This window comes from Streptomyces sp. NPDC127084 (genome assembly GCF_042724175.1).
In the GTDB taxonomy this organism is placed as follows: Bacteria; Actinomycetota; Actinomycetes; order Streptomycetales; family Streptomycetaceae; genus Streptomyces.
The window spans coordinates 1-20,015 of the sequence record NZ_JBHXFA010000080.1; the positions used below are offsets into that span (position 1 = coordinate 1).

Sequence of the window (20,015 nt, forward strand, 5' to 3'; positions counted from 1 at the left end):
GCCGGGTACCCACTCCGTTTTCGAGGCGACAACCGAGACGGGCAGCTTCTGCTGGGCCGAGGTGTTCACCCGCGAGCCGGAGAAGGCCGACGCGTTCTTCCCCGGGGTCTTCGGCTACGAGGTGAAGACCATGCAGGACGACCAGATCGACTACAGGATCTACGGGCTCGGCGAGGACACACCCGAGCTCGGGCGGATGAAGATGACCGATGAGGAGTTCCCGCCGGAGGTCCCGCCGTATATCCAGGTGTACTTCACCGTCCCGGACTGCGACGCCGCTGCCGCCACGGCCCAGAAGCTCGGCGGCAGGGTGGTGTTCGGGCCGATGAGCATGCCGTTCGGCCGGTTCGCCTCGCTCGTCGACCCGCAGGGCGCCGCCTTCGCGGTGATCGACGTCACGACCACCGAGGGTGAGATGCCCACGCTGGTCTGATCTCGTACGGATGCCCGGGTCCGGCGAGCCGCTGGTCCCGGGCATCCGTATGTGTTCCGTATTCCGCGAGCCGCATTCCGCATGCCGCCGGCCCCGCGCCGCCGGTCCGTTGCCCCGCTCAGGGGCCCAGCTTGCTCACCACGTCGGCGGTGGCGGTGACTCCGTTGTGGATCGACGGCGCCATGCTGGTGCCCGCCAGGAAGAAGCCGAGCAGGGCGCAGACCAGTGCGTGCGAGATCTTCAGACCGCCGTTCCGCAGATAGATCACCGCGAGAACGAGCAGCAGCAGCACGACCGAGACGGACACGACCATCCCCGAACCTCCTTCGCCGCCGCACGGGAGTTGCGGCATTCGGGCGCCAGTGTGGCGGAGTCGAGGCGCCGGACGGCCGAGTGGCGCGCCCGCCGATCGGGTGGTCGTTGACCGGGGGTTCGATCCGAGTGCGCTGCCCGTCCCGTGAATGCGGGCCGGTTGCCGGGGTGTTACCGGGGTGCGGGCAGGTCGACGAGGTCCGCCAGCACCTCCTTGTGGCGGCCGGGTGTGCCGAGCGCGAGCTCATCGGCCTTGGCGCGCTTCAGATACAGGTGGGCGGGATGCTCCCAGGTCATACCGATGCCCGCGTGCAACTGCACGCACTCCTCGGCGGCGTGGACGGCGACCCGGGAGCAGAAGGCCTGTGCGACGGACACCGAGAGCGCCACGTCGTCGCTGCCGTTGGCGAGCGCGTCGGCGGCGTTTCGCGCCGCGGCCCTCGCGTTCACCACCTCCAGCCACAGCCGGGCCATGCGGTGTTTCAGCGCCTGAAAGGAGCCGACAGGGCGGTTGAACTGGTGGCGCTCGCGCGTGTACCGCACGGTTTCCTCAAGGCACCATTCGGCGATGCCCAGTTGCTCGGAGGCCAGCAGCCCGGCGCCGGCGAGCCGACCCCGGCGGACCGCGGCCCCGGCGGTCGCGGTGTCGGCGAGCCGGGTGCCCGGCGTATCGTCGCCGGTGGCGATGGTGGCGAGCGGGCGGGTGAGATCGAGCGCGAGCTGCGGGGTGAGTTCGGCGTCCGCGCGCCGCACCGCGTACAGCCCGTCGGGCCGCGCCACCAGCAGCACATCGGCGATCCGCGCGTCCGCGACAGCGGTCACGGCCGGGCCGGTGGGCAGCTCGTCGCCGGGTGCGGCGGAGAGCGGTACGGCGAGTACGGTGACGGTCCGCCCGGCGGCAGTGTCCGCGAGGAGTTCCACTGCCGCAGCGCCACCCGGCCCGGTCTGCCCGGAGAGGGCGAGCAGGGTCTCGGTGGCGATGACCGAGCTGGTGAGGTACGGCGCCGGGGTCATGGCCCGGCCCAGTTCCTCCAGGACCACCGCCGCCTCGCGGTGGCTCGCCCCCTGGCCGCCGAGCTTCTCCGGTACGAGGAGCCCCGCAGCGCCCATATCGGCCGCGAGCGACTGCCAGAGCGCCGGGTCGTAGGGGTTCCCGCTCTCCATGCCGGCGAGGGTGGCCTGCAGGTCGGTCCGGTCGCCGAGCAGGGCTCGTACGGCGGCGCGCAGCTCGTCCTCGGCCTCGGAGTAGAGCAGGTCCGGCTGGGTGGTGCTCGCTTGCTTCATGGGGCTCGTGCTCATCGGGCGAGGTCCTTCCAGGCGACGTCCTTGTCGGTGCGCGGTTCGGCGGGCAGGCCGAGTACGCGTTCGGCGACGATGTTCAGCAGCACTTCGCTGGTGCCGCCCTCGATGGAGTTGCCCTTGGTACGCAGATAGCGGTAGCCGATGTCGCGACCGGTGAAGTCCACCTGTTCGGGACGGCGCATGGTCCAGTCGTCGTACAGCAGCCCTTCCTCGCCGCGGAGTTCCAGTTCGAGGCTGCTGATCTCCTGATTGAGGCGGGCGAAGACGAGCTTGGTGCCGGAGCCTTCGGGCCCCGGCTGGCCCGCGGCGAGCTGCTGGCGCAGCCGTTCGCCGGTGAGGCGGGCGACCTCCGCGTCCACCCACAGGTCGAGCAGCCGCCGGTGCAGCTCATGGGTGCGGAGTTCGGGACGTTCACGCCAGGTCGCGGCGGCGAGCCCGATCATTCCGCCTTCGCGCGGCAGCCGCATCCCGCCGATGGTGACGCGTTCGTTCATGAGGGTCGTCTGGGCGACCTTCCAGCCCTCCCCCACGTCTCCGAGGCGATGGGCGTCGGGGATGCGTACGCCGGTGAGGAAGACCTCGTTGAACTCCGCCTCGCCGGTGATCTGGCGCAGCGGCCTGACCTCGACGCCCGGGTCCGTCATATCGCAGATGAAGTAGGTGATGCCGCGGTGCTTGGGGGCGTCGGGGTCGGTGCGGGCGATCAGGATGGCCCAGCGGGCGATATGGGCGCTGGACGTCCACACCTTCTGCCCGGTCACCACCCAGTCGTCGCCGTCGCGTACGGCGCGGGTGCCGAGCGCGGCCAGGTCGGAGCCCGCGCCAGGCTCGCTGAAGAGCTGGCACCACACCTCTTCACCGGTCCACAGCGGGCGCAGGAAGCGGCGCTTCTGCTCCTCGGTGCCGTAGGCCAGGATGGTGGGGGCGGCCATACCGAGGCCGATCATGATGCGCCGGGGATCGTTGTCGGGTGCTCCGGCCGCCGCGAGTTCCGCGTCCACAACGGCCTGCAGGGTCCGGGGCGCGCCGAGCCCCCCGAGTCCCGGCGGGTAGTGCACCCAGGCGAGACCGGCGTCGAAGCGGGCCTGGAGGAAGTCCGAGCGCTCGCTCCCGGAGGGTGGCTGGGCGGCGAGGAACTCCCGTGTGCGTGCCCTCAGTTCAGTGGCGTCGATGGTCATGCCGCGGCTCCTTCGGGGAGAATGACGAGCCGGCCTGTGGTGGTCCCGTCGGCGACCCGCTGCACTGCGGCGGCCGTACCGGAGAAGGGGACGCGCTCGCTGACGAGGGGCTTGATCAGCCCCTTCTCGGCGTACCCGGCGAGGATCTCGTGGCAGCGGACGACGGCCTGCGGATCCCTGTGGTTGTAGAGACCCCAGTGCAGTCCGACGATGGAGTAGTTCTTGACCAGCGCGTGGTTCAGCGCCGGGCTGGGAATGGCGCCGCTCGCGAAGCCGACGACCAGGATGCGCCCTTCGAAGGCCACGCACTTGGCGGACTTGGCGTAGGCGTCACCGCCGACGGGATCGTAGACGACGTCGGCGCCGCGGCCACCGGTGGCGTCCTTGACCGCTGCCACCAGGTCGTCGCTGTGCCGGTCGATCACGGCGTCGCAGCCCAGTTCGCGTGCGACGGCTGCCTTGTCCGCTCCGCCGACGACGCCGATGACCGTGGCGCCCGCCGCCTTGCCGAGCTGCACGGCGGCGCTGCCGACACCGCCCGCCGCGGCGTGCACCAGCAGGGTCTCGCCCTCCTTGAGGTGGGCGCGGCGGTGCAGGCCGAACCAGCCGGTCTGGTACCCGATGTGCAGGGCGGCGGCTTCTGCGTCGTCCAGGGCTTCGGGCGCCGGGAGCACTCCGGCCGCAGGGGCGACGGCGTACTCGGCGAAGCCTCCGTGGGGCAGTGCGGCGGTCGCGATGACCCGCCGGCCGTCCTCGGTCTCGCCGCAGAACTCCACGCCCGCGGTGAACGGCAGCGGCGGGGTGACCTGGTACTGGCCGCGGCAGAGCAGCACGTCCGGGAAGTTGATGTTCGCGGCGCGCACCTTCAGCAGGATCTGCCCGTCTCCCGGCTCCGGTGGGGCGATCTCCTCGCGCCGCATCACCTCACTCGGTTCGCCGTTCCGGTGCACACGCCATGACTGCATTCGGGCCTCCGCTGTCGGTCGGGCGTACGGGGCGGTCACGCGACCGCTTCGGCGCATACTAAGCGGTCGCTTGCCCCCTGTGAACCACCCGTTCCAAGTCAGTGAAGGATCCCGGCAAAACCGGACCTCAGCGGCCGAAGAGCTCGAATCCCACGGCCGGCCTGCCACCGAACCGGTCCGCCAGAGCCTGCACAGCGCCGGTCTGGAACGTGCGGCAGTAGCCCTCGGGATCCTCGTCCGTGAGCGCCTCGATATAGCTGCGGTGCTCCAGCAGCGACTGGACCGCACGCTCGAGCCCCGCGGTCGCCGCCACGGCGTGGGTGGGCGTGGCGGAGCCCGCGACAGCGACCCAGCGGACCCCGCTCCAGGGCTCCAGGCCCTGTTCGGTGAGGAGTTCGGGGAAGATCCAGCGGTTGCCCGCGTCACCCGCCGCGTCCAGCGTGGCCCGGCCCACGGCGCGGTGGTCCGGGGTGTTCCAGGCGCCGCCGACCGCCGGGCCCCAGGTGTCCCGGTGGTTGAGGGTGATGACGAGTTCGGGACGATGGCGCCGGATCGCTGCCGCGATGTCACGCCGCAGCGCAGTGCCGTACTCGATCACCCCGTCGTGGTGGTCGAGGAATTCCACCGCCGCCACCCCCACGACCGCGGCGCTCGCCCGCTGCTCGCGCTCGCGCAGCGGTCCGCACTCGGCGGGCGCCATGCTGTCGATCCCGGCTTCGCCACGGCTGACCAGCAGATACGCGACCTCCTTGCCGCTGTCGGTCCAGCAGGCGACAGCCGCGGCGCAGCCGTATTCGAGGTCGTCCGGATGGGCGACGACCGCCAGGGCTCGGGTCCAGTCGTCGGGCATCGCTTCGAGCTGAGGTTGGCTCATATCCGGAGCGTAGCCCCATGAGCGCGGGTCTACGCCTCATCCCGGACGAGCGCCAGCAGCCGGTCCAGGACCCGTCCGCCGGAGGTGCGGACGCCGTCGTGCTCGTATTCGTCGGTGATCCAGGTGCGCAGCCCGCGGATGGTCCGCGCGGTGGCCAGCGAGCCGGCCGTGTCGACATACATGTCGTCGTGGTAGACGGCGGCGGCGACGGGCACCTCGTTGGCCGCCAGCCGCTCGGCGTCGTACAGCGCGGGCCAGTCGCAGCGCGCGGCGAGCAGTTCGGCGGCGTCGCGCAGCGGGCGCAGGGCCGGGTCGGTCTCGAAGTGCCAGGGATGCACGGACTCGCCCGTGAAGAGCAGCGGGTCGTCACCGCTGAGGGTCTTCTCGGCGTCGAACCGCGGGAACTCGGAGCGGACCCGCTCGGCCGCCCACGCCGTCGGCGCCCCGCCCTGGGCGTAGATCGCCTCGTGGAGCACCGCGTACAGCGGATGGGCGGCCAAGGACAGGGCGGCGCACACGTCCTCCTGGAAGGCGTCCGAGAGCTCCTCGCCCCGCGCGCTGTCGATGAACGCGTTCTCCAGCAGGTAGTGCAGCCGGTGGCCGCCGTCCGATGCGCCGAGCTGGATACCGAGGGACTGGAACGCCTCGGGGGTCAGCACATATCCGCCGGGGAGCACTGTCCGGTGTTCGACGAGATACGCGGCGATCCGGCGGGCGCGTTCGACGTCCTGCGGATAGCGGGCGTAGTGGGCTTCGGTCTTGCGCCGCATACGCGGGTAGGCGGCGCGGTAGACGTCGTCGGCGCAGGCGTCCAGCGAGGGCAGTCCGCCGGTGATCAGCACGGTCCGCAGGCCCTCGGGCGCGGTCGACAGATAGTGCGTGGCGCAGAAGCCGCCGAAGCTCTGCCCGAGTACGGTCCATCTGGCCCCGCCGGTGAGCTGGCGCCGGACCGCCTCGCAGTCGCGGACGATGCTGTCGGCACGGAAGTGGGCGAGATAGTCCGCCTGGGCCTCGGGGCCGCCGCGCGACGGCAGGGTCTGGCGGTTGGCGGGAGTGGACAGGCCCGTGCCCCGCTGGTCGAGCAGCAGCACCCGGAACTCCTGTACGGCACGGCCGAGCCATGCCTGCTTGCCGTGGAAGCGGCGGGCTCCGAATCCGGGCCCGCCCTCCAGGTACACCAGCCAGGGCAGCTCGGCACCGGCCCTGGCGCTGGATACGACCTCGCGCCCGTAGAGGTGGAGCTGCTCACCGGACGGGGCGCCGTGGTCGAGCGGAACGGTGAAGTGGCGGTCCGTGAGGACGAGGCCCGGCTGCCGGTAGCTGGTCAATGCTGCTCCCGCTGTCTGTCCGCTGATGTCCCCGTCCGCTGATCGACGGTCATGTCCATCATGTGCGTGACAGCCGCGGCGCGCCCGGCGTGGGTCCGTGGTCGGGTTCGGCGCGTTCGTCCGCGCAGGTGGGACCGGGCCGGGTCGCTGCGGGCGCCGGGGTCGCGGGGGGGGGGGGGGGGGGCGGCCCGGCCGGCCCCCCCCCCCCCCCCACCCTGGCACGGCGGTGACCGGTCAGCCCAGGAGCTTCTGCTTGGCCTTCTGGAACTCCTCGTCCGACAGGTCGCCCTTGGCCTTCAGTTCGGACAGCCTGGCCAGCTCGTCCGTAGTGCCGCCGCCTTCGCCCTTCGCCGCCTGCCGGACATACGCGGCGAAGGCCTCCTGCTGCTCGTGGGCGTGCTGGATCTCGCGCCTGCCCATGCTGTCGCCGCGCACGATCACATAGATCAGCACTCCCAGGAACGGGATGATCAACACGAACAGCAGCCACAGGGCCTTGACCCAGCCGTTCATATCGTGCGAGCGGAAGATGTCCAGGATGACCCGGAAGAGGATCACCAGCCACAGGACCCAGAGGAAGATCCACATCACGGTCCAGAACGCGCCCAGCACCGGGTAGTCGTACGCGAGGTAGACAGTGCCGTCCATCGCCGTCCTCCTGCCGTTCTCGTCGGACGCCGGGCGTCCGCTCGTGGCCAGTCTGTGCCGGTCCGGACCCGCGGCCCTCACCCGGCGGGGGTGAATCGACGCGCACGCGGTCGGGAGCGCGACTGCCGGGCCGTGCCGGGCCGCTCCTGACGGCCGGTGGGTGAGCGGGCCGTGTCGGTGCCGTGAGCGCCCACCGGGGTCGATCACGATGGGCGGGCCGTGATGCCTCGGGTAGTGGTGGGTGACGTATGGCGGACGGGACGGTGTGCCGGCCGGTGGGTGCGTGCCCTGGAGACTCCGGGCGCCGCCCGGCCGGGGCGTGCCCCGGGGACTCCGGGCCCTGCCCGGCCGGGACGGGCCTCCGGTGAGCGGCGGGGGCGCCTGGACCGGGGTCGCCCTGGCAGCGGTCACCGCGGGCTACGCCCTGGCGTCCAAGCGCCTCGCCCGCGCTTCCGTCACCGCGCCGATCGTGTTCACCGCATGCGGGGTGTTCATCGGTCCGGTCGGTCTCGGGATCCTCGATCCGAAGCGTGACGCGGGCGCGGTCCTCCTTCTGGTGGAGATCGCGCTGACTCTGGTCCTGTTCACCGACTCCTACGAACTGCGCGGCCGTGACCTGCATCTGGGGCGACTGCTGTCCGCCCGGCTGGTGACCGTCGGGCTGCTGCTGACCATCGGCGCGGGGTGGCTGCTCGCCGTACTGCTGCTGCCCGGACTGAGCGGCTGGGAGCCCGCGCTCATCGCGGTGATCCTCGCGCCCACCGATATCCCGGTGTGCAAGGCCGCCGTCGCCAACCGCCGGGTGCCCCCGGTGGCGCGGCACGGGCTGACGGTCGAGACCGGGCTGAACGACGGCGTCGTGCTGCCGCTCTTCCTGCTCGTACTGGCCGCGATCTCCGGCACGGCTTCGTCGGAGCACGGACTCGTGGGGGTCTTCTGGCGGTCGCTGCTGCTCAGCAGCGCAGTCGGGCTCGCCGTGGGGGCCGCGATCGGTCTGCTGCTGCACCGTGCCTGGGTGGCCGACTGGGTGAACCGGGAGTGGAGCCAGGCCGTCGTGCTGGCGGTCGCCCTGGCCTCGTACACACTCGCCGCGGCGACGGGCGGAAGCGGCTTCGTCGCGGCCTGGGTCGCGGGATTCGCCTTCGCGGCACTGCTGCGCCGCGGTACCGCCAGGGAGGGCGCGGGCACCGGCGGGCACAGCACCGATCTGGTGGGCCGGTTCACCGAGGGACTGGCGTCACTGCTGGCCGCGATGAGCTTCCTGGTGTTCGGTGCGGTCATGCTGGGGCCCGCCCTCCAGCACCTCACCTGGCGGGTCGCTCTGTACGCGGTGCTGTGCGTCGCCCTGGTGCGGCCGGTGACAGCGGCCATCGCCCTGGTGGGCAGCGGGCTGCGGCTGCCGACGGTGGCGTACGCCGCGTGGTTCGGGCCGCGTGGACTGCCCTCGCTGGTCTTCGGCCTGCTCTGCGTCAAGGAGCACGTCCCCGCCGCGCGCACCCTGCTGGAGGTGGTGGCGCTGACGGTGGCGCTGAGCGTGCTGCTGCACGGGGTGTCGGCGGTATGGCTCAGCGACCGCTACGGAGACTGGTTCGAGGCGGCGAGGGCACGCGGACTCCGGTTGCGCGAGGCGGGGCCGGAAGCGGACCTGGGCTGACTGAGCCGGCCGCTCCGGCTATTCCGGCAGCCGGCGCATCTCCACCACGTGCAGACCGAGGTCCTGGAAGCGGGCGAGCAACCCGTACAGGTGCGCCTCGTCCATGACCGGCCCGTACAGGACCGTCTCCTCGGCCACCGTCGTCTCCTCCAGCTCGGGGAAGGCGCCGGCGACGGCCGTGGACAGATGACCGGAGACGCGGAACTCGTATCGCATAGGGACACTTCCCCGTGGGCCATGGCCTCTTCGTACGGACGCTTCGCGAACCTCTCGGAAGCACTCGGATCCCTCGGAACCTCTCCGTGCATGCTGCCGCCCACCGGGAAGACACCGCATCACCCGCGTGAGGTGAGCCCCGTCCCCGATTCTCAGCAGGCCTGCCTCACAGCAGGTCGGCCTCGCGGGCACGCCGTACCGCGTCACTCCTCCGTGAGACGGACAGCTTGCGGTAGATGCTCTTCAGATGGGTTTTGACGGTGTTGACCGACAGATAGAGCTCGGCGGCGATCTCCTGAGTCGACATCATCTGCGCCACATGCCGCAGGACATCACGCTCCCGTGCGCTGAGCTGTTCGACCAGCAGTGGGCGGTCGTCGGCGTCGTCGGGCCGCTCGTTCAGCCAGGGATGACCTGCCGTAAGTTCGGGGGTCTGCGCGAGCAGATGCCGCAGCCAGGGACCGCTCTCGGCGAACGGGGCACGCAGCAGCTGGGGGCGGGCGGCGTCGAGTGCCTGGCCCAGGAAGACCACCGCGTGCGCGGTCGCGTCGTCACGCAGCGCGGCGTGCGCCTGGAGCAGGCGGGCGCGTACCCGGTCGGCGGGTCCCGGGGACGCTCCGTTGCCGAGAGGGGCGAGCAGTCGCCGGGCGTGCCCGGTGTCCCCGGCGGCCAGATGGGCCGCGGCCGACGCCAGGGCGTGGGCGTGGTCGCCGTCGACGGCGTCGCCGCCTAGTGCCGCGAGAGCCGACGAGGGGTCACCGCGTGCGAGGTGCACGGCGCAGCGGGCCATGGTCACCCTGCGCGCTGCCTCGGGGCAGAGGGGCGGCATCGCGGTGCGGGACGTGCCGTCGCGACCGGCACCGTTGTGAGCCGTCGACAGACGTGGCACGTCCAGTGCTTCGAGCGCCTGTGCGGTACGGCCCTGTGCAAGTGCGAGGCGGGCGCGCAGCACGGCGTCCTCGGCGGCGCCCAGCGGGTCATGGACGGGGCCGCGGAAGTGGGCCGCGGCGTCGGCATGGCGCTGGGCGGCGAGGAGGTCGCCGCGTTCCGATGCGACGGCGGCGAGCGCGAGATGGCAGATCCCGGTGCGGTGGCCGTCCGGAACCCCGGCTTCGTCGGCCGTGCGCAACCCCTCCCGGGCATGCGTCTCGGCCTCACGCAGCATGCCGTCGACAGCTTCGGTCAGGGCGAGTGCGCCCAGGCAGTGGTAGCGCACCGCGCGGGTGGCCTCGTCGGGCGCGGCGTTCAGGGCCGCTGTGAAGGCCTCGCGAGCCTCGGTACGGCGGCCCGCGGCGAGGAGCGCCTGTGCGTGGCCGTAACGGCACAGGGCCTCGACCTCGGGGTGGTGGGACAGTCTGGTGTCGGACACCTGTGCCATGAGGGCGCGCACGTCACCCGCATCATCGGCATCCCGCTCCGCCGCCCCGCCCCCGCCCGCGCCCACACCGCCGAGCAGCCGTAGCAGAGCCTGGGTGAGCCGCCGTTCGGGTGAGGTTCGCCCTGTTTCCGACGCAGCATCGGCGGTGAGGGCCTCCTCGGCGCGGACGAGCTGCCGGCGGCTCTCCCCGGCGTCGTGGCGAAGGAGCGCGGTGGCGGACGCGACCAGTGCGGGGGCCGCTCCTGGCACTTCGGCGGGCATGCCCTGGAAGAGGCGCTCCAGGCTGTGGCTCTCCGGTCCGGTGAGGAGCCGCCCGATCGCCAGCCGGTCCACGAGAAGGGCCGCGGCGTACTCCCACTCCCCCGCCGCGGCGGCGTGTTCGACCGCGTCGGGCAGCCGGTCTGCGGCGGCGAACCACTGTGCCGCACGCAGGTGGAGCTCCGGGACGAGTTCGGGGGCGCGGCTGTGCAGATGGGCACGGAGCACCTCGGCGAGCAGCGGATGGCCGCGGTACCAGGAGGTGTCACCGATGGGTTCGATGAAGGCGTTCGCACGGGCGAGCCCGTCGAGTACCGCCGCGCCGTCGCCACGGCCCGTGAGCGCGTCGGCGAGAGCCGGATGGATGTGGGAGAGGATGCTGGTCCGCGTCAGCAGGTCCTGCACGCCCAAGGGCTGGGCTTCCAGGACCTCGGCCGTCAGGTAGTCGGCGACGGCGTTGTGCGAGGCGGCGAAGGACTGGGCGAAACGCTCGCTGTCGTCCGCGCCCTGCATGGCCAGAGCGCACAGCCGAAGCCCGGCGGCCCAGCCCTCGGTCCGCTGGGTCAGCACACCGACGCTCTCCGACGACGGGGCCAGGCCGTGCCGCTTCAGCAACTGCGCCGTCTCGCGCGGGGTGAACGCCAGCTCGGAGCGGCGGATCTCACGGATCCTTCCCTCGGCGCGGTAGCGGTGCAGCGGCAGAGCCGGATCCACCCGGCCGATGAGGACCAGCCTGAGCGCGGATCCGGTGTGGGCAAGGACGAATTCGAGGTCCGCCGCCAGCTGCCGGTCGCCGACGCGTTCGATGCCGTCGAGCACCAGGACGACGGGCTGGGGCAGCTCGGTCAGCGCGGAGGCGAGCCGGACGATCAGCGAACGGTCCACGGTGTCGGCGCGGGAAGGGGTGCCGATGTCGGGCAGCGGCACGTGGTGGTAGCGGAACGCCCCGAGTACGTACGCCCAGAAGACACCCGGTGCGTTCTCCTCGCTCTCGACAGCGAGCCAGACCACGGGCCCGGGAGAGCACCGGCTCCCCTGCCAAGCGGCGGCGAGGGTCGTCTTGCCCGCCCCGGCCGGGCCGCTGATCACGGTCAGCGGGCCCCTGGTCCCTTCGGTGAGCCGGTCGGTGAGGCGCTTCCTGGCCACGAAGCCCGGCGGTACGGCGGGTACCGCGAACTTCGAGGCCAGCAATGGATCGCCGCTGGGATCCGGCTGGGAGTCCTCGGTCATGGCATCTACCGTCGTACGGTCCCGTCTTCCGGTGCGCTGACGCGACCATGATCCCAGTGCCCCCGCATGATCGCCATTGATCACCGCCTGTCGTGGCCGACTCGCCCGCCAGCAGGGGAGGCGGCGCCGGGCGGGGCGTAGTGCAATGTGGTGGGAGCACTCGGGCTGCTCGCGGTGCCCGGGAGTGGTTTCGGGGTGCGGGGCTCGGACGGCCGACCGGAGGTGCCATGAGCCGGAGTGAGAGCGAGCGGCTCCGGCCGCAGCGCTGGACCGCGCGGTTCGCGATCATGGCCGCGTTCACGGCTGTGGTGCTCTTCGTCCTCGTGGCCGGGCTGCGGGGCATCGCGCTGGTGGCCGTCGTGGTGGTGGGCACGGCGGTGACGGGGGCTGCCCTGTGGTGGGCACTGACCCGGCGCGGGCCGGCGCGGGTGTGCGCCATGGTGCTGGCCGTGGTGGCGCCGGTGGCGGTGATCTGGCTGGGGCTCACATCGGGGCTGCTGTGGCTGCTGGTGACCTGTCTGGCGCTGGGGGCACTGGCGGCGACGGCCGGCTGGAAGGCGCTCGCCATGGACACCGCTTGCAGGGCGCAGCCCGTCACCGCGGCCCCTCGCCCGGAGCGGCCGTTCCTGATCATGAATCCGCGCTCGGGGGGTGGCAAGGTGGAACGGTTCGGGCTGAAGGAGAAGGCGGAGGCCGCGGGCGCCCGTATCGCCCTACTTGACCCGCAACGGCAGGTCGACGTGGCGGCGCTCGCCCGCCAGGCCGTGGCCGACGGCGCGGATCTGCTCGGGGTCGCGGGCGGTGACGGCACCCAGGCTCTGGTGGCGGGTATCGCGGCCGAACACGACATCCCGTTCCTGGTCGTCCCCGCGGGGACCCGCAACCACTTCGCGCTCGACCTCGGACTCGACCGCGACGATCCCGCCGCCGCGCTGGGCGCGCTGACGGACGGGGTGGAGCTCCGGGTGGACCTGGGGCGCATCGGCGACCGGGTGTTCGTGAACAACGCGTCGTTCGGGGCATATGCCGCGGTGGTGCGGAGCGACGCCTACCGCGACGACAAGGTGCGTACCACGCTCGACATGTTCCCGGATGTGCTCACGCACCGCGCCGGCCCGCGGTTGACGGTCCGGGCTCCGGGGGTCACGGTCGAGGCGCCTCAGGCGGCGCTGGTGAGCAACAACCCCTACCGGGTGGGTGATCTGGCCGCGCCGGGGCGGCGGGACCGGCTGGACGGCGGATCGCTCGGGCTGGTGTGCGTCAAAGTGGACAGCGCCGCTGAGGCCGCGGTTCTGCTGCGCGGCGGACGGGCTTCCGGTCTGACGGTGGTCACCGCTCCCGAAGTCACGGTGGACGCAGACGCCCCGCGCATCGACGTGGGTCTCGACGGTGAGGCTCTCAGCCTGCCGACACCGGTGCGCTGCACGATCCGGCCGGGCGCGTTGCGGGTGCGCGTTCCGCGCGTCCGGCCGGGGGTGCCCCGTGCCCGGCCTCGTCTGGACTGGCAGCGCATCGGACTGCTGGCGCTGGCACGCTGAGCGCGTCCGAGTGCCCCGCGACCCGGGGGGCGCGGGGCACCTGCGGCCTCAGCCGGCTTCAGCGGGCATCAGTCGCGAGCGCCGGCACGACGCTTGCGGGTCACCACCAGGATGCCGCCACCGGCGAGCACCGCGAGGGCCGCGGCACCGGCGATCACGGGGGTGGCGCTGGAGCCACCGGTCTCCGCGAGACCACCAGGGGTCGTCTCGCTCGGCGTCGGAACGGGCGCGGCGGAGCTCGGAGGCTCGCCCGTCGGGGTGCCGGAGGACTCCGGAGTGTCCGACGGCTCGGGGGTGTCCGACGGCTCCGGAGTGTCCGAAGGCTCGGGCGTCCCGGACTCGCAGACCGGGGCGGTCTTGGTCTCGTCGTGCGAGAACCGCTCGCCGTCGCCCGCCTTGACGACGAGACGCACCTGGACCTCGGCCTTGTGGTCGGGCAGCTTGAGCGTCTCGTGGAAGGACGAGCCGAATTCCTTGGCGGGCAGCAGGTCCTTGCCGTCCACCGTGACGGTCACCGTGTTGGTGACACTGTCCTCGTACGCTTTCAGGTCGACGGTGACCTCGGAGCAGGTCACCGTCCACACGGGAGTGTGGGCCGCGGCGGGGGTCGCGAACAGACCCATGCCTACGAGCCCGGCGGCCGTGCCCGCTATGAGAGCGCCCGGGCGCTTCCACGCACGGGTTGTTACCTTCATCAATCCTCCACGCACTTTCTGTACTTCGTGGCCAGATGCGGCGCACAGTACTCGAACAGGAGAAGCATCCGCACCCCACTCCATGCCACTTGACCTGAGCGTGATGCGGAGCATCCGGTTCCGCTCGGGTGGGGGTGACTTCTGTTCTCCCACCCGGCCAGGGCCGTTCAGACGAGGGCCCACGGCTGCCCGTGGCCATGGCCCGGCTTCGACGGGCGAGCCGGGTGGGAGGGCTTGCCCGGTCGGGACGGCTTGGTCGGACGGGAAGGCTTGCCCGGACGGGACGGGCGGTGTCCGCCGCCGCCGTGCCCTGATGTGGAGACCGCGGCACTGGATGTGTCCCGCACGGAGGCACCGTCAGGCCCCCGACCCGTGACCGTCGCCGTGTTCCGCACCGCCCCGGCGCCGATGTCGCCCCTGGTGACGGTATAGGCGGCCCGGCAGACCATCGACTCACCCGGGTCGAGGGCACTGCGCGGACACGACACCGTCGGCGCGGGCCCTGTCCCGGTGAACCGGTCCTCGCTGACCGACACCTCCGACAAGGGCACGCTTCCCGTGTTCGTGACGGTGAGGCGGTACTCGACCCGTTGGCCCGGTCGGGTCGCCTTGGTCGGCGACGCCTCCTTCACCAGCGACAGCCCGGATGCCGGTCCCCCGGACGCACTCACGGTCGCGCTCGATGTCGCGGTCACCGCGGGTCCGTCGGGCGGTGTTCCGGTCGCGGTCGCGGTGTTGTTCACCGAGCCCCTGCTCAGATCCGCCTGCACGACGGTGTACATCGCCGTGCAGGTCATCGACGCCCCGGGACCGAGGGTGGTCAGCGGGCACGACACCACCGGCGGTGTCCCGGACCCGGTGAAGGCGGTCTCGTTCACCCGCACCTGCGAGAGGCCGACCGTCCCGGTGTTGGTGACGACGAAACGGTAGTCGACACGCTGCCCTGCCGCACTCACCGAGGCCGGGAAGGCAGATTTGGCCAGTGTGAGGGTGGCGAGGGGAACGACGGTGGCGATGAACGTGGTGCCCGAAGTCGATGTCACCGGCGGGCCGGTGGGTGGTGTCCCGAAGGCGGTGGCGCCGTTGGTGACGGCACCGGCGGCGATGTCCGCCTGGGTGACCGTATAGCTCGCCGTGCAGGTCATCGAGGCCCCGGGGACCAGCGTGGCGGCCGGGCACGACACCGCCGGAGCCGTCCCCGAGCCGGTGAACGACGGCTCGACGACTCCTACCTGAGTGAGCGTCACATTGCCGGTGTTGGTGACGGCGAAGCGGTAGTCGACACGCTGTCCGGCAGAGCTCACCGAGCCGGGGGTGACCGACTTCCGCAGGGTCAGCGCCGGCTGCTGCTGGGCTGTCACCGCCTCGCTCGACGTGGCGGTGACAGCGGGACCGTCGGGTGGGGTGCCCGTTGCCAGGGCCGTGTTCGTGACCGCTCCCTCGTTCATGTCCGTCTGCGTCACCGCATACGAGGCGGTGCAGGTCATCGACTCGCCCACCGCGAGGGACGTCTCCGGGCACGACACCGCCGGAGCCGTCCCCGAGCCCGAGAACTCCGTCTCGGCCACACTCACCGCGTTCAGCGTGAGATTTCCGGTGTTGGTGACCAGGAACGAGTAGTCGACACGCTGGCCCGCCTCCGTCACCACGGAAGGCGCGGCAGACTTCACCAACCTCAACTCCGGGTTGCGCTGCGGGGTGAACACCGCCGATGACTCATTGGACTCCACCCCCTCACCGGAGACGGCGGTGCCGCTCGCGACGGCGGTGTTGGTGATCTCACCGGCCGCCACGTCCTCCGCTGTCACCGTGTACGTCGCCGTACAGGTCAGCGACTCCCCCGGAGCGAGCGGCCCGGCCGGACAGGAGATCACCGGCGCGGTTCCCGTACCCGAGAAGGAGACATCGACCGTGGACACGTCGGACACGGTGACATTGCCGGTGTTGGTCACCAGGTACGAGTACGTCAGCACCTCACCGGCGCGGAACACGCCGCCGTCCCCTACCACCGTCTTCACCAGCGACAGTTCGGGAACCAGAAGCACCGTCACCGTCTCCTCGGTTGTCCCCGTCACGTCCGGGCCCGCAGGGGGCGTACCGGTTGCGATGACACCGTTCGTCACCGCAGCGGCATCCATGTCGGCCTGGGTGACGGTGTAGGTGGCCGTGCAGGTCTTCGACTGTCCGGGCGCGAGCGAGCCTGGCGGGCAGGTGACATTGGGCTCAGGCCCCGTTCCCGTGAACGCGGTCTCGTCCACCCGCACATCCGTCAGCGTGACGTCTCCCGTGTTGGTGACCAACAGGATGTAGTCGATCTGCTGCCCGGCCGCGCTCACCGCGGTGGGCGACGCCGTCTTCACGACGGTGATGCCCGGGTTCTGCTCGGCGGTGACGACCGCGGTCGACGGTGCTGTGACCACCGGGGGGCCGGTGGGCGGACGAGCCGTCGCGAGCACGGTGTTCGTGATCGTTCCGGCGTCGAAGTCGGCCTGTGTGACGGCGTACGCCGCGGTGCAGGTGATCGAGACGCCGGGGGCGAGGGCGATGCTCGGGCACGATGCCTGGGGCGCAGGGCCGGTGCCGGAGAAGTCGGTCTCGTTCACAGCCAGACCGGAGAGGGTCACGTTCCCGGTGTTGGTGACCACGAAGTCGTACGACACCACCTGGCCGACGGCTGTCACGGTCACCGGGCCGGCGGTCTTCGCCAGTGACAGGGCCGGGTTGGTCACGGGTGTGAAGAGGGCCGACGACTGGACCGACACGGGAGTCCCGCTCGGCGGGGTGCCGGCCGCGCGTGCCGTGTTCTCGACCGACCCGGCGTCGACGTCCTGCTGAGTGACGGTGTACGTCGCCGTGCAGGTCGTCGAGGCCCCGGGGGCGAGCACCGTCACCGGGCACGACGGCTCGGGTGCCGGGCCGGTCCCGGAGAAGACCACGTCCGCCACACTCAGCGCGGACAGCGTCACGTTGCCGGTGTTGGTCACGCGGTACGAGTACGTGAGCACCTCACCGGACCGGAACACACCGCCGTCCCCGACCACCGTCTTCACCAGCGCGACCGCCGGTGCCTGGTCCGCGGTCACGCTCGCGCTCGACGTCGCCGTGACGGAGGCGCCGGAGGGCGGATTGCCGGCGGCACGAGCGGTGTTCGCCACCTCACCCGCGTTCACATCGGCCTGTGTCACCTCGTAGGTCGCCGTGCAGTCCATCGACTGGCCGGGGGCGAGTGAGGTGCCGGGGCACGACACCGCCGGAGTCGTGCCCGTGCCCGAGAACGCGATCTCGGTCACTGCCACACCGGTGAGTGTCACATTGCCGGTGTTCGTCACGGTGTGCGTGTACGTCACCAGTTGGTCCGCGGCCGTGACCGACTGCGGCTCGGCCGACTTCGCCAGTGCCAGCGACGGGTTCCGCTGGGCGGTCACGGTCGCGTTCGCCGTGGAGGTCACCGCGGGGCCGTCGGGCGGAGTGCCCGTGGCGACGGCCGTGTTCGCCACCGACCCGGAGTCCACATCGGTCTGCGTCACCAGGTACGACGCGGTGCACGTCATCGAGTCGCCCACCGCGAGCGAGGTGGCGGGGCAGGACACCGTGGGAGGTGCGCCCGAACCCGAGAACACGGTGTCGGCCACGTCGACGTCGTCCAGAGGCAGATTGCCGGTGTTGGAGACGACGAGTGTGTAGTCGACCCGCTGGCCCGACTCTGTCACCTCGTTCGGCGAGGCCGCCTTGGTCAGTCGGACCTCGGGCCTGCGCGCGGGTGTGAACACCGCCGACGACTCGTTCGACGTCACCGCCTGCCCGGAGGGAGGGGTGCCGGTGGCGGTGGCGGTGTTGGTGATCTCACCGGCCACCACGTCCTCGTTCGTCACCGTGTAAGTCGCCATACAGGTCAGTGACTCCCCGGGCAGGAGCGCCCCCGGCGGACAGGAGATCACCGGCGGGGTTCCGGTACCGGAGAAGGCCGTGTCGCTCGCGGAGACATCGGTCACGGTCACGTTGCCGGTGTTGGTCACCAGGTACGAGTACGTCAGCACCTCGCCGGCGCGGAACACTCCGCCGTCCCCGACCACCGTCTTCACCAGCGACAGGAGCGGGCTCTGGTCGGCGGTCAGCGTTGCGTCGTCCGTCGCCGTCACCGCGGGACCCGACGGCGGGGTGCCGGTGACCGTCGCCGTGTTCTCCAGCTCTCCCGTGTCCATGTCGGTCTGCGTCACCGCGTAGGTGGCGACGCAGTCCATGGCGGCGCCCGGGGCGAGTGTCGTGTCCGGGCACGACACCACCGGATCCCCGCCCGAACCGGAGAACGCGGTCTCGCTCACCGTCACGCCGCTGAGCGTGACATTGCCGGTGTTCCGCACCGTGTGCGTGTACGTCACCAGCTGGCCAGCGGCCGTCACCTGCTGCGGGGCGGCCGACTTCACGAGCGATACGGCGGGGGCGGGTGCGTCGGGCGTGTTGGTGAAGGTGCAGAGGATGCGCGGGCTGTTCCCTCCCGCGGTGGTGGCGGGGAAGTGCAAGGTGAACGAGGTGGCGGCGCCGGAGCTCACCGGTGCGTCGCCGTTGGCGGTGTCGACACACGCGTAGGTGGTCGTGTAGTTGGCGAGGTTTCCGCCGGACACGGCGTGCTCGGTGAGGGTGTACGTGGTGTTCGCCACGCCGACGACCGGACCTGCCTCGACCGGCTGGACGCCGGTCGTGTTGCCGGTGGTGGTGGCGGTGTTGCCTTCACGGATGCCACCGCCGGTGATCGACAGTTCGAACTGGTCGTTCGACGTGGTCGATTCCATGAACCGCCCGACGATGTTCTTCGCCAGCGTCAGCGTCGGGTTGGTCGAGCACGCTCCGAGGTCCACCGAGACGAACGCCTGGTCAGACAGGCGCTTCGGCTGGCCGATGAGCTGCCCGTTGTTCGGGTTGACCGCCTGGAGGAAGGTCACGGCGGACGGAGTGACGGTGCTGTACTCGATGAAGAGCTTGCCCTGGTTGTCGAAGGCGATCCCGTTGTACTGACGCTGCTGGGGATTGTTGATCTGCGCCAGCTCCCTCATGGGGAGCGCGGCACCGGTGGCGGAGCCGGTCGTGGGCAGGGGACCGTCCACGATGCCGATCGCCGCGTCGTTGACACCGTTGGCGGAGGTGACGATGTAGAGGTTGCCGGCCGCGTCGAAGGCGATGTCGCCGTTGGCTCCCGCGGTGCTGGAGGTGGGCAGGTCGAAGGTGGCGATGACGCCCGGGATCGCCGTGTGGGTGGTGGTGTCGAAGCCGTAGACCTTGGCCTTGCCGGGGGCGGACGCTGGATTGAGCGCGGCGTAGTAGTAGATGCCGCTGGACGGGTCGATCGCGCCGGCCACCACGACCACGCCGTTGCCGGGTGTCGTCCCGGCGTAGGCGGTCCAGGTGTCGCTGTCCGCGTCGTAGCCGTGGACCACGATCGATGACGCGCCACCGGTCCGGTCCACCACATACGCGCCTGTGCCGCCGGGGAGGATGCCGAGTGCGTTGGTCATGCCGCCTTGCGGGATCTTGCTGACCATGGTGGTGGTGACGGTCGGCGTGGGTCCCGCGAGGGTGCTGGTGTCGAGGGCGAGCAGGGTACCGAAGTCCGAGGCGCCGGCACCGTTCTGGAGTGCGTAGATCCGCTCGCCCGTGCAGTCCAGGGGCAGCGCCGCAGACCTGGCCGAACCGGCGGCTTCGTACCGCGCCTCGCCCCGGTGTGACGCTACGGCGTCCCGCTCGGCCTTCGCGGTCGCGGGGGTGCCCGCCTGGACCGGCCCCAGCGCCAGCACGGCGCCGAGCAGGCCGGACCAGCAGCGCCGGGCCACCGCAGAAGGTCTGAAGTCGGACAAGGCGAGCCCCCTGGAGTGATCCACAGAACGGGAATTGACCCATCAAATACATCACAAGCAGTGATGAATGATGAAAATTCGCATTCACGTTCTTTGATCACTGCGGAACTGTCAGCCGAAAGGCCCAAAGTCCGGGAGGAATTATGTTCGGCGTTTG

Annotated in this window: 14 protein-coding genes; 3 read left to right on the plus strand and 11 right to left on the minus strand. The window is 71.3% G+C overall.

Annotated features, from left to right (window positions below; translation table 11 throughout):
• A partial coding sequence (locus ACFWI9_RS19480) for a VOC family protein (RefSeq protein WP_387163573.1) occupies nt 1-433 on the plus strand: 433 nt, incomplete at its 5' end.
• Nucleotides 434-551: 118 nt separating this feature from the next.
• On the opposite strand, the gene ACFWI9_RS19485 is transcribed toward ACFWI9_RS19480, so the two are convergent.
• The 7 genes from ACFWI9_RS19485 to ACFWI9_RS19515 form a co-directional block, all read right to left on the minus strand.
• Nucleotides 552-746, minus strand: a complete 195-nt coding sequence (locus ACFWI9_RS19485) for a hypothetical protein (protein WP_387163575.1) — start codon at nt 744-746, stop codon at nt 552-554.
• 170 nt (nt 747-916) lie between these two features.
• Entirely contained in the window at nt 917-2,044 is a 1,128-nt protein-coding gene (locus ACFWI9_RS19490; protein ID WP_387163577.1) for an acyl-CoA dehydrogenase family protein, read from the minus strand.
• Nucleotides 2,041-3,225: an acyl-CoA dehydrogenase family protein gene (locus tag ACFWI9_RS19495; RefSeq protein ID WP_387163578.1), complete on the minus strand. Its 1,185-nt coding sequence runs from the start codon at nt 3,223-3,225 to the stop codon at nt 2,041-2,043. The genes ACFWI9_RS19490 and ACFWI9_RS19495 overlap by 4 nt, the downstream gene beginning before the upstream one ends.
• Complete coding sequence (locus ACFWI9_RS19500) at nt 3,222-4,190, minus strand: NADPH:quinone oxidoreductase family protein (RefSeq protein ID WP_387163579.1); 969 nt, start codon at nt 4,188-4,190, stop codon at nt 3,222-3,224. Before ACFWI9_RS19500 ends, ACFWI9_RS19495 begins: the two co-directional genes overlap by 4 nt.
• A 127-nt stretch (nt 4,191-4,317) precedes the next feature.
• Nucleotides 4,318-5,064 carry a PIG-L deacetylase family protein gene (locus tag ACFWI9_RS19505; RefSeq protein WP_387163581.1) on the minus strand — a complete coding sequence of 249 codons (747 nt, stop codon included), beginning with the start codon at nt 5,062-5,064 and terminating at the stop codon, nt 4,318-4,320.
• 29 nt (nt 5,065-5,093) lie between these two features.
• The gene (locus ACFWI9_RS19510) at nt 5,094-6,392 is read right to left on the minus strand and encodes an alpha/beta fold hydrolase (RefSeq protein WP_387163583.1); all 1,299 of its coding nucleotides are present in this window, start codon (nt 6,390-6,392) and stop codon (nt 5,094-5,096) included.
• 234 nt (nt 6,393-6,626) lie between these two features.
• On the minus strand, nt 6,627-7,040 hold the full coding sequence (locus ACFWI9_RS19515; protein WP_387163585.1) for an SHOCT domain-containing protein: 414 nt from the start codon (nt 7,038-7,040) through the stop codon (nt 6,627-6,629).
• Nucleotides 7,041-7,404: 364 nt separating this feature from the next.
• On the opposite strand from ACFWI9_RS19515, the gene ACFWI9_RS19520 reads away from it, so the two are divergent.
• Nucleotides 7,405-8,694, plus strand: a complete 1,290-nt coding sequence (locus ACFWI9_RS19520; protein WP_387163588.1) for a cation:proton antiporter — start codon at nt 7,405-7,407, stop codon at nt 8,692-8,694.
• Between the two features lie 18 nt (nt 8,695-8,712).
• Here the strand turns inward: ACFWI9_RS19520 and ACFWI9_RS19525 are convergent, their stop codons facing one another.
• Both ACFWI9_RS19525 and ACFWI9_RS19530 read right to left on the minus strand, forming a co-directional pair.
• Entirely contained in the window at nt 8,713-8,910 is a 198-nt protein-coding gene (locus tag ACFWI9_RS19525; RefSeq protein WP_387163589.1) for a hypothetical protein, read from the minus strand.
• Between the two features lie 166 nt (nt 8,911-9,076).
• Nucleotides 9,077-11,776, minus strand: coding sequence for a LuxR C-terminal-related transcriptional regulator (locus ACFWI9_RS19530; RefSeq protein WP_387163590.1), 2,700 nt, complete (start codon nt 11,774-11,776; stop codon nt 9,077-9,079).
• 227 nt (nt 11,777-12,003) lie between these two features.
• Here ACFWI9_RS19530 and ACFWI9_RS19535 point away from each other — a divergent pair, with 227 nt between their 5' ends.
• Nucleotides 12,004-13,314: a diacylglycerol/lipid kinase family protein gene (locus ACFWI9_RS19535; RefSeq protein WP_387163593.1), complete on the plus strand. Its 1,311-nt coding sequence runs from the start codon at nt 12,004-12,006 to the stop codon at nt 13,312-13,314.
• 68 nt (nt 13,315-13,382) lie between these two features.
• Here ACFWI9_RS19535 and ACFWI9_RS19540 read toward each other — a convergent pair whose 3' ends face one another.
• Nucleotides 13,383-14,009, minus strand: coding sequence for an LAETG motif-containing sortase-dependent surface protein (locus ACFWI9_RS19540; RefSeq protein WP_387163594.1), 627 nt, complete (start codon nt 14,007-14,009; stop codon nt 13,383-13,385).
• Nucleotides 14,010-14,176: 167 nt separating this feature from the next.
• Nucleotides 14,177-19,858: a hypothetical protein gene (locus ACFWI9_RS19545; RefSeq protein ID WP_387163595.1), complete on the minus strand. Its 5,682-nt coding sequence runs from the start codon at nt 19,856-19,858 to the stop codon at nt 14,177-14,179.
• Nucleotides 19,859-20,015 lie beyond the last annotated feature (157 nt).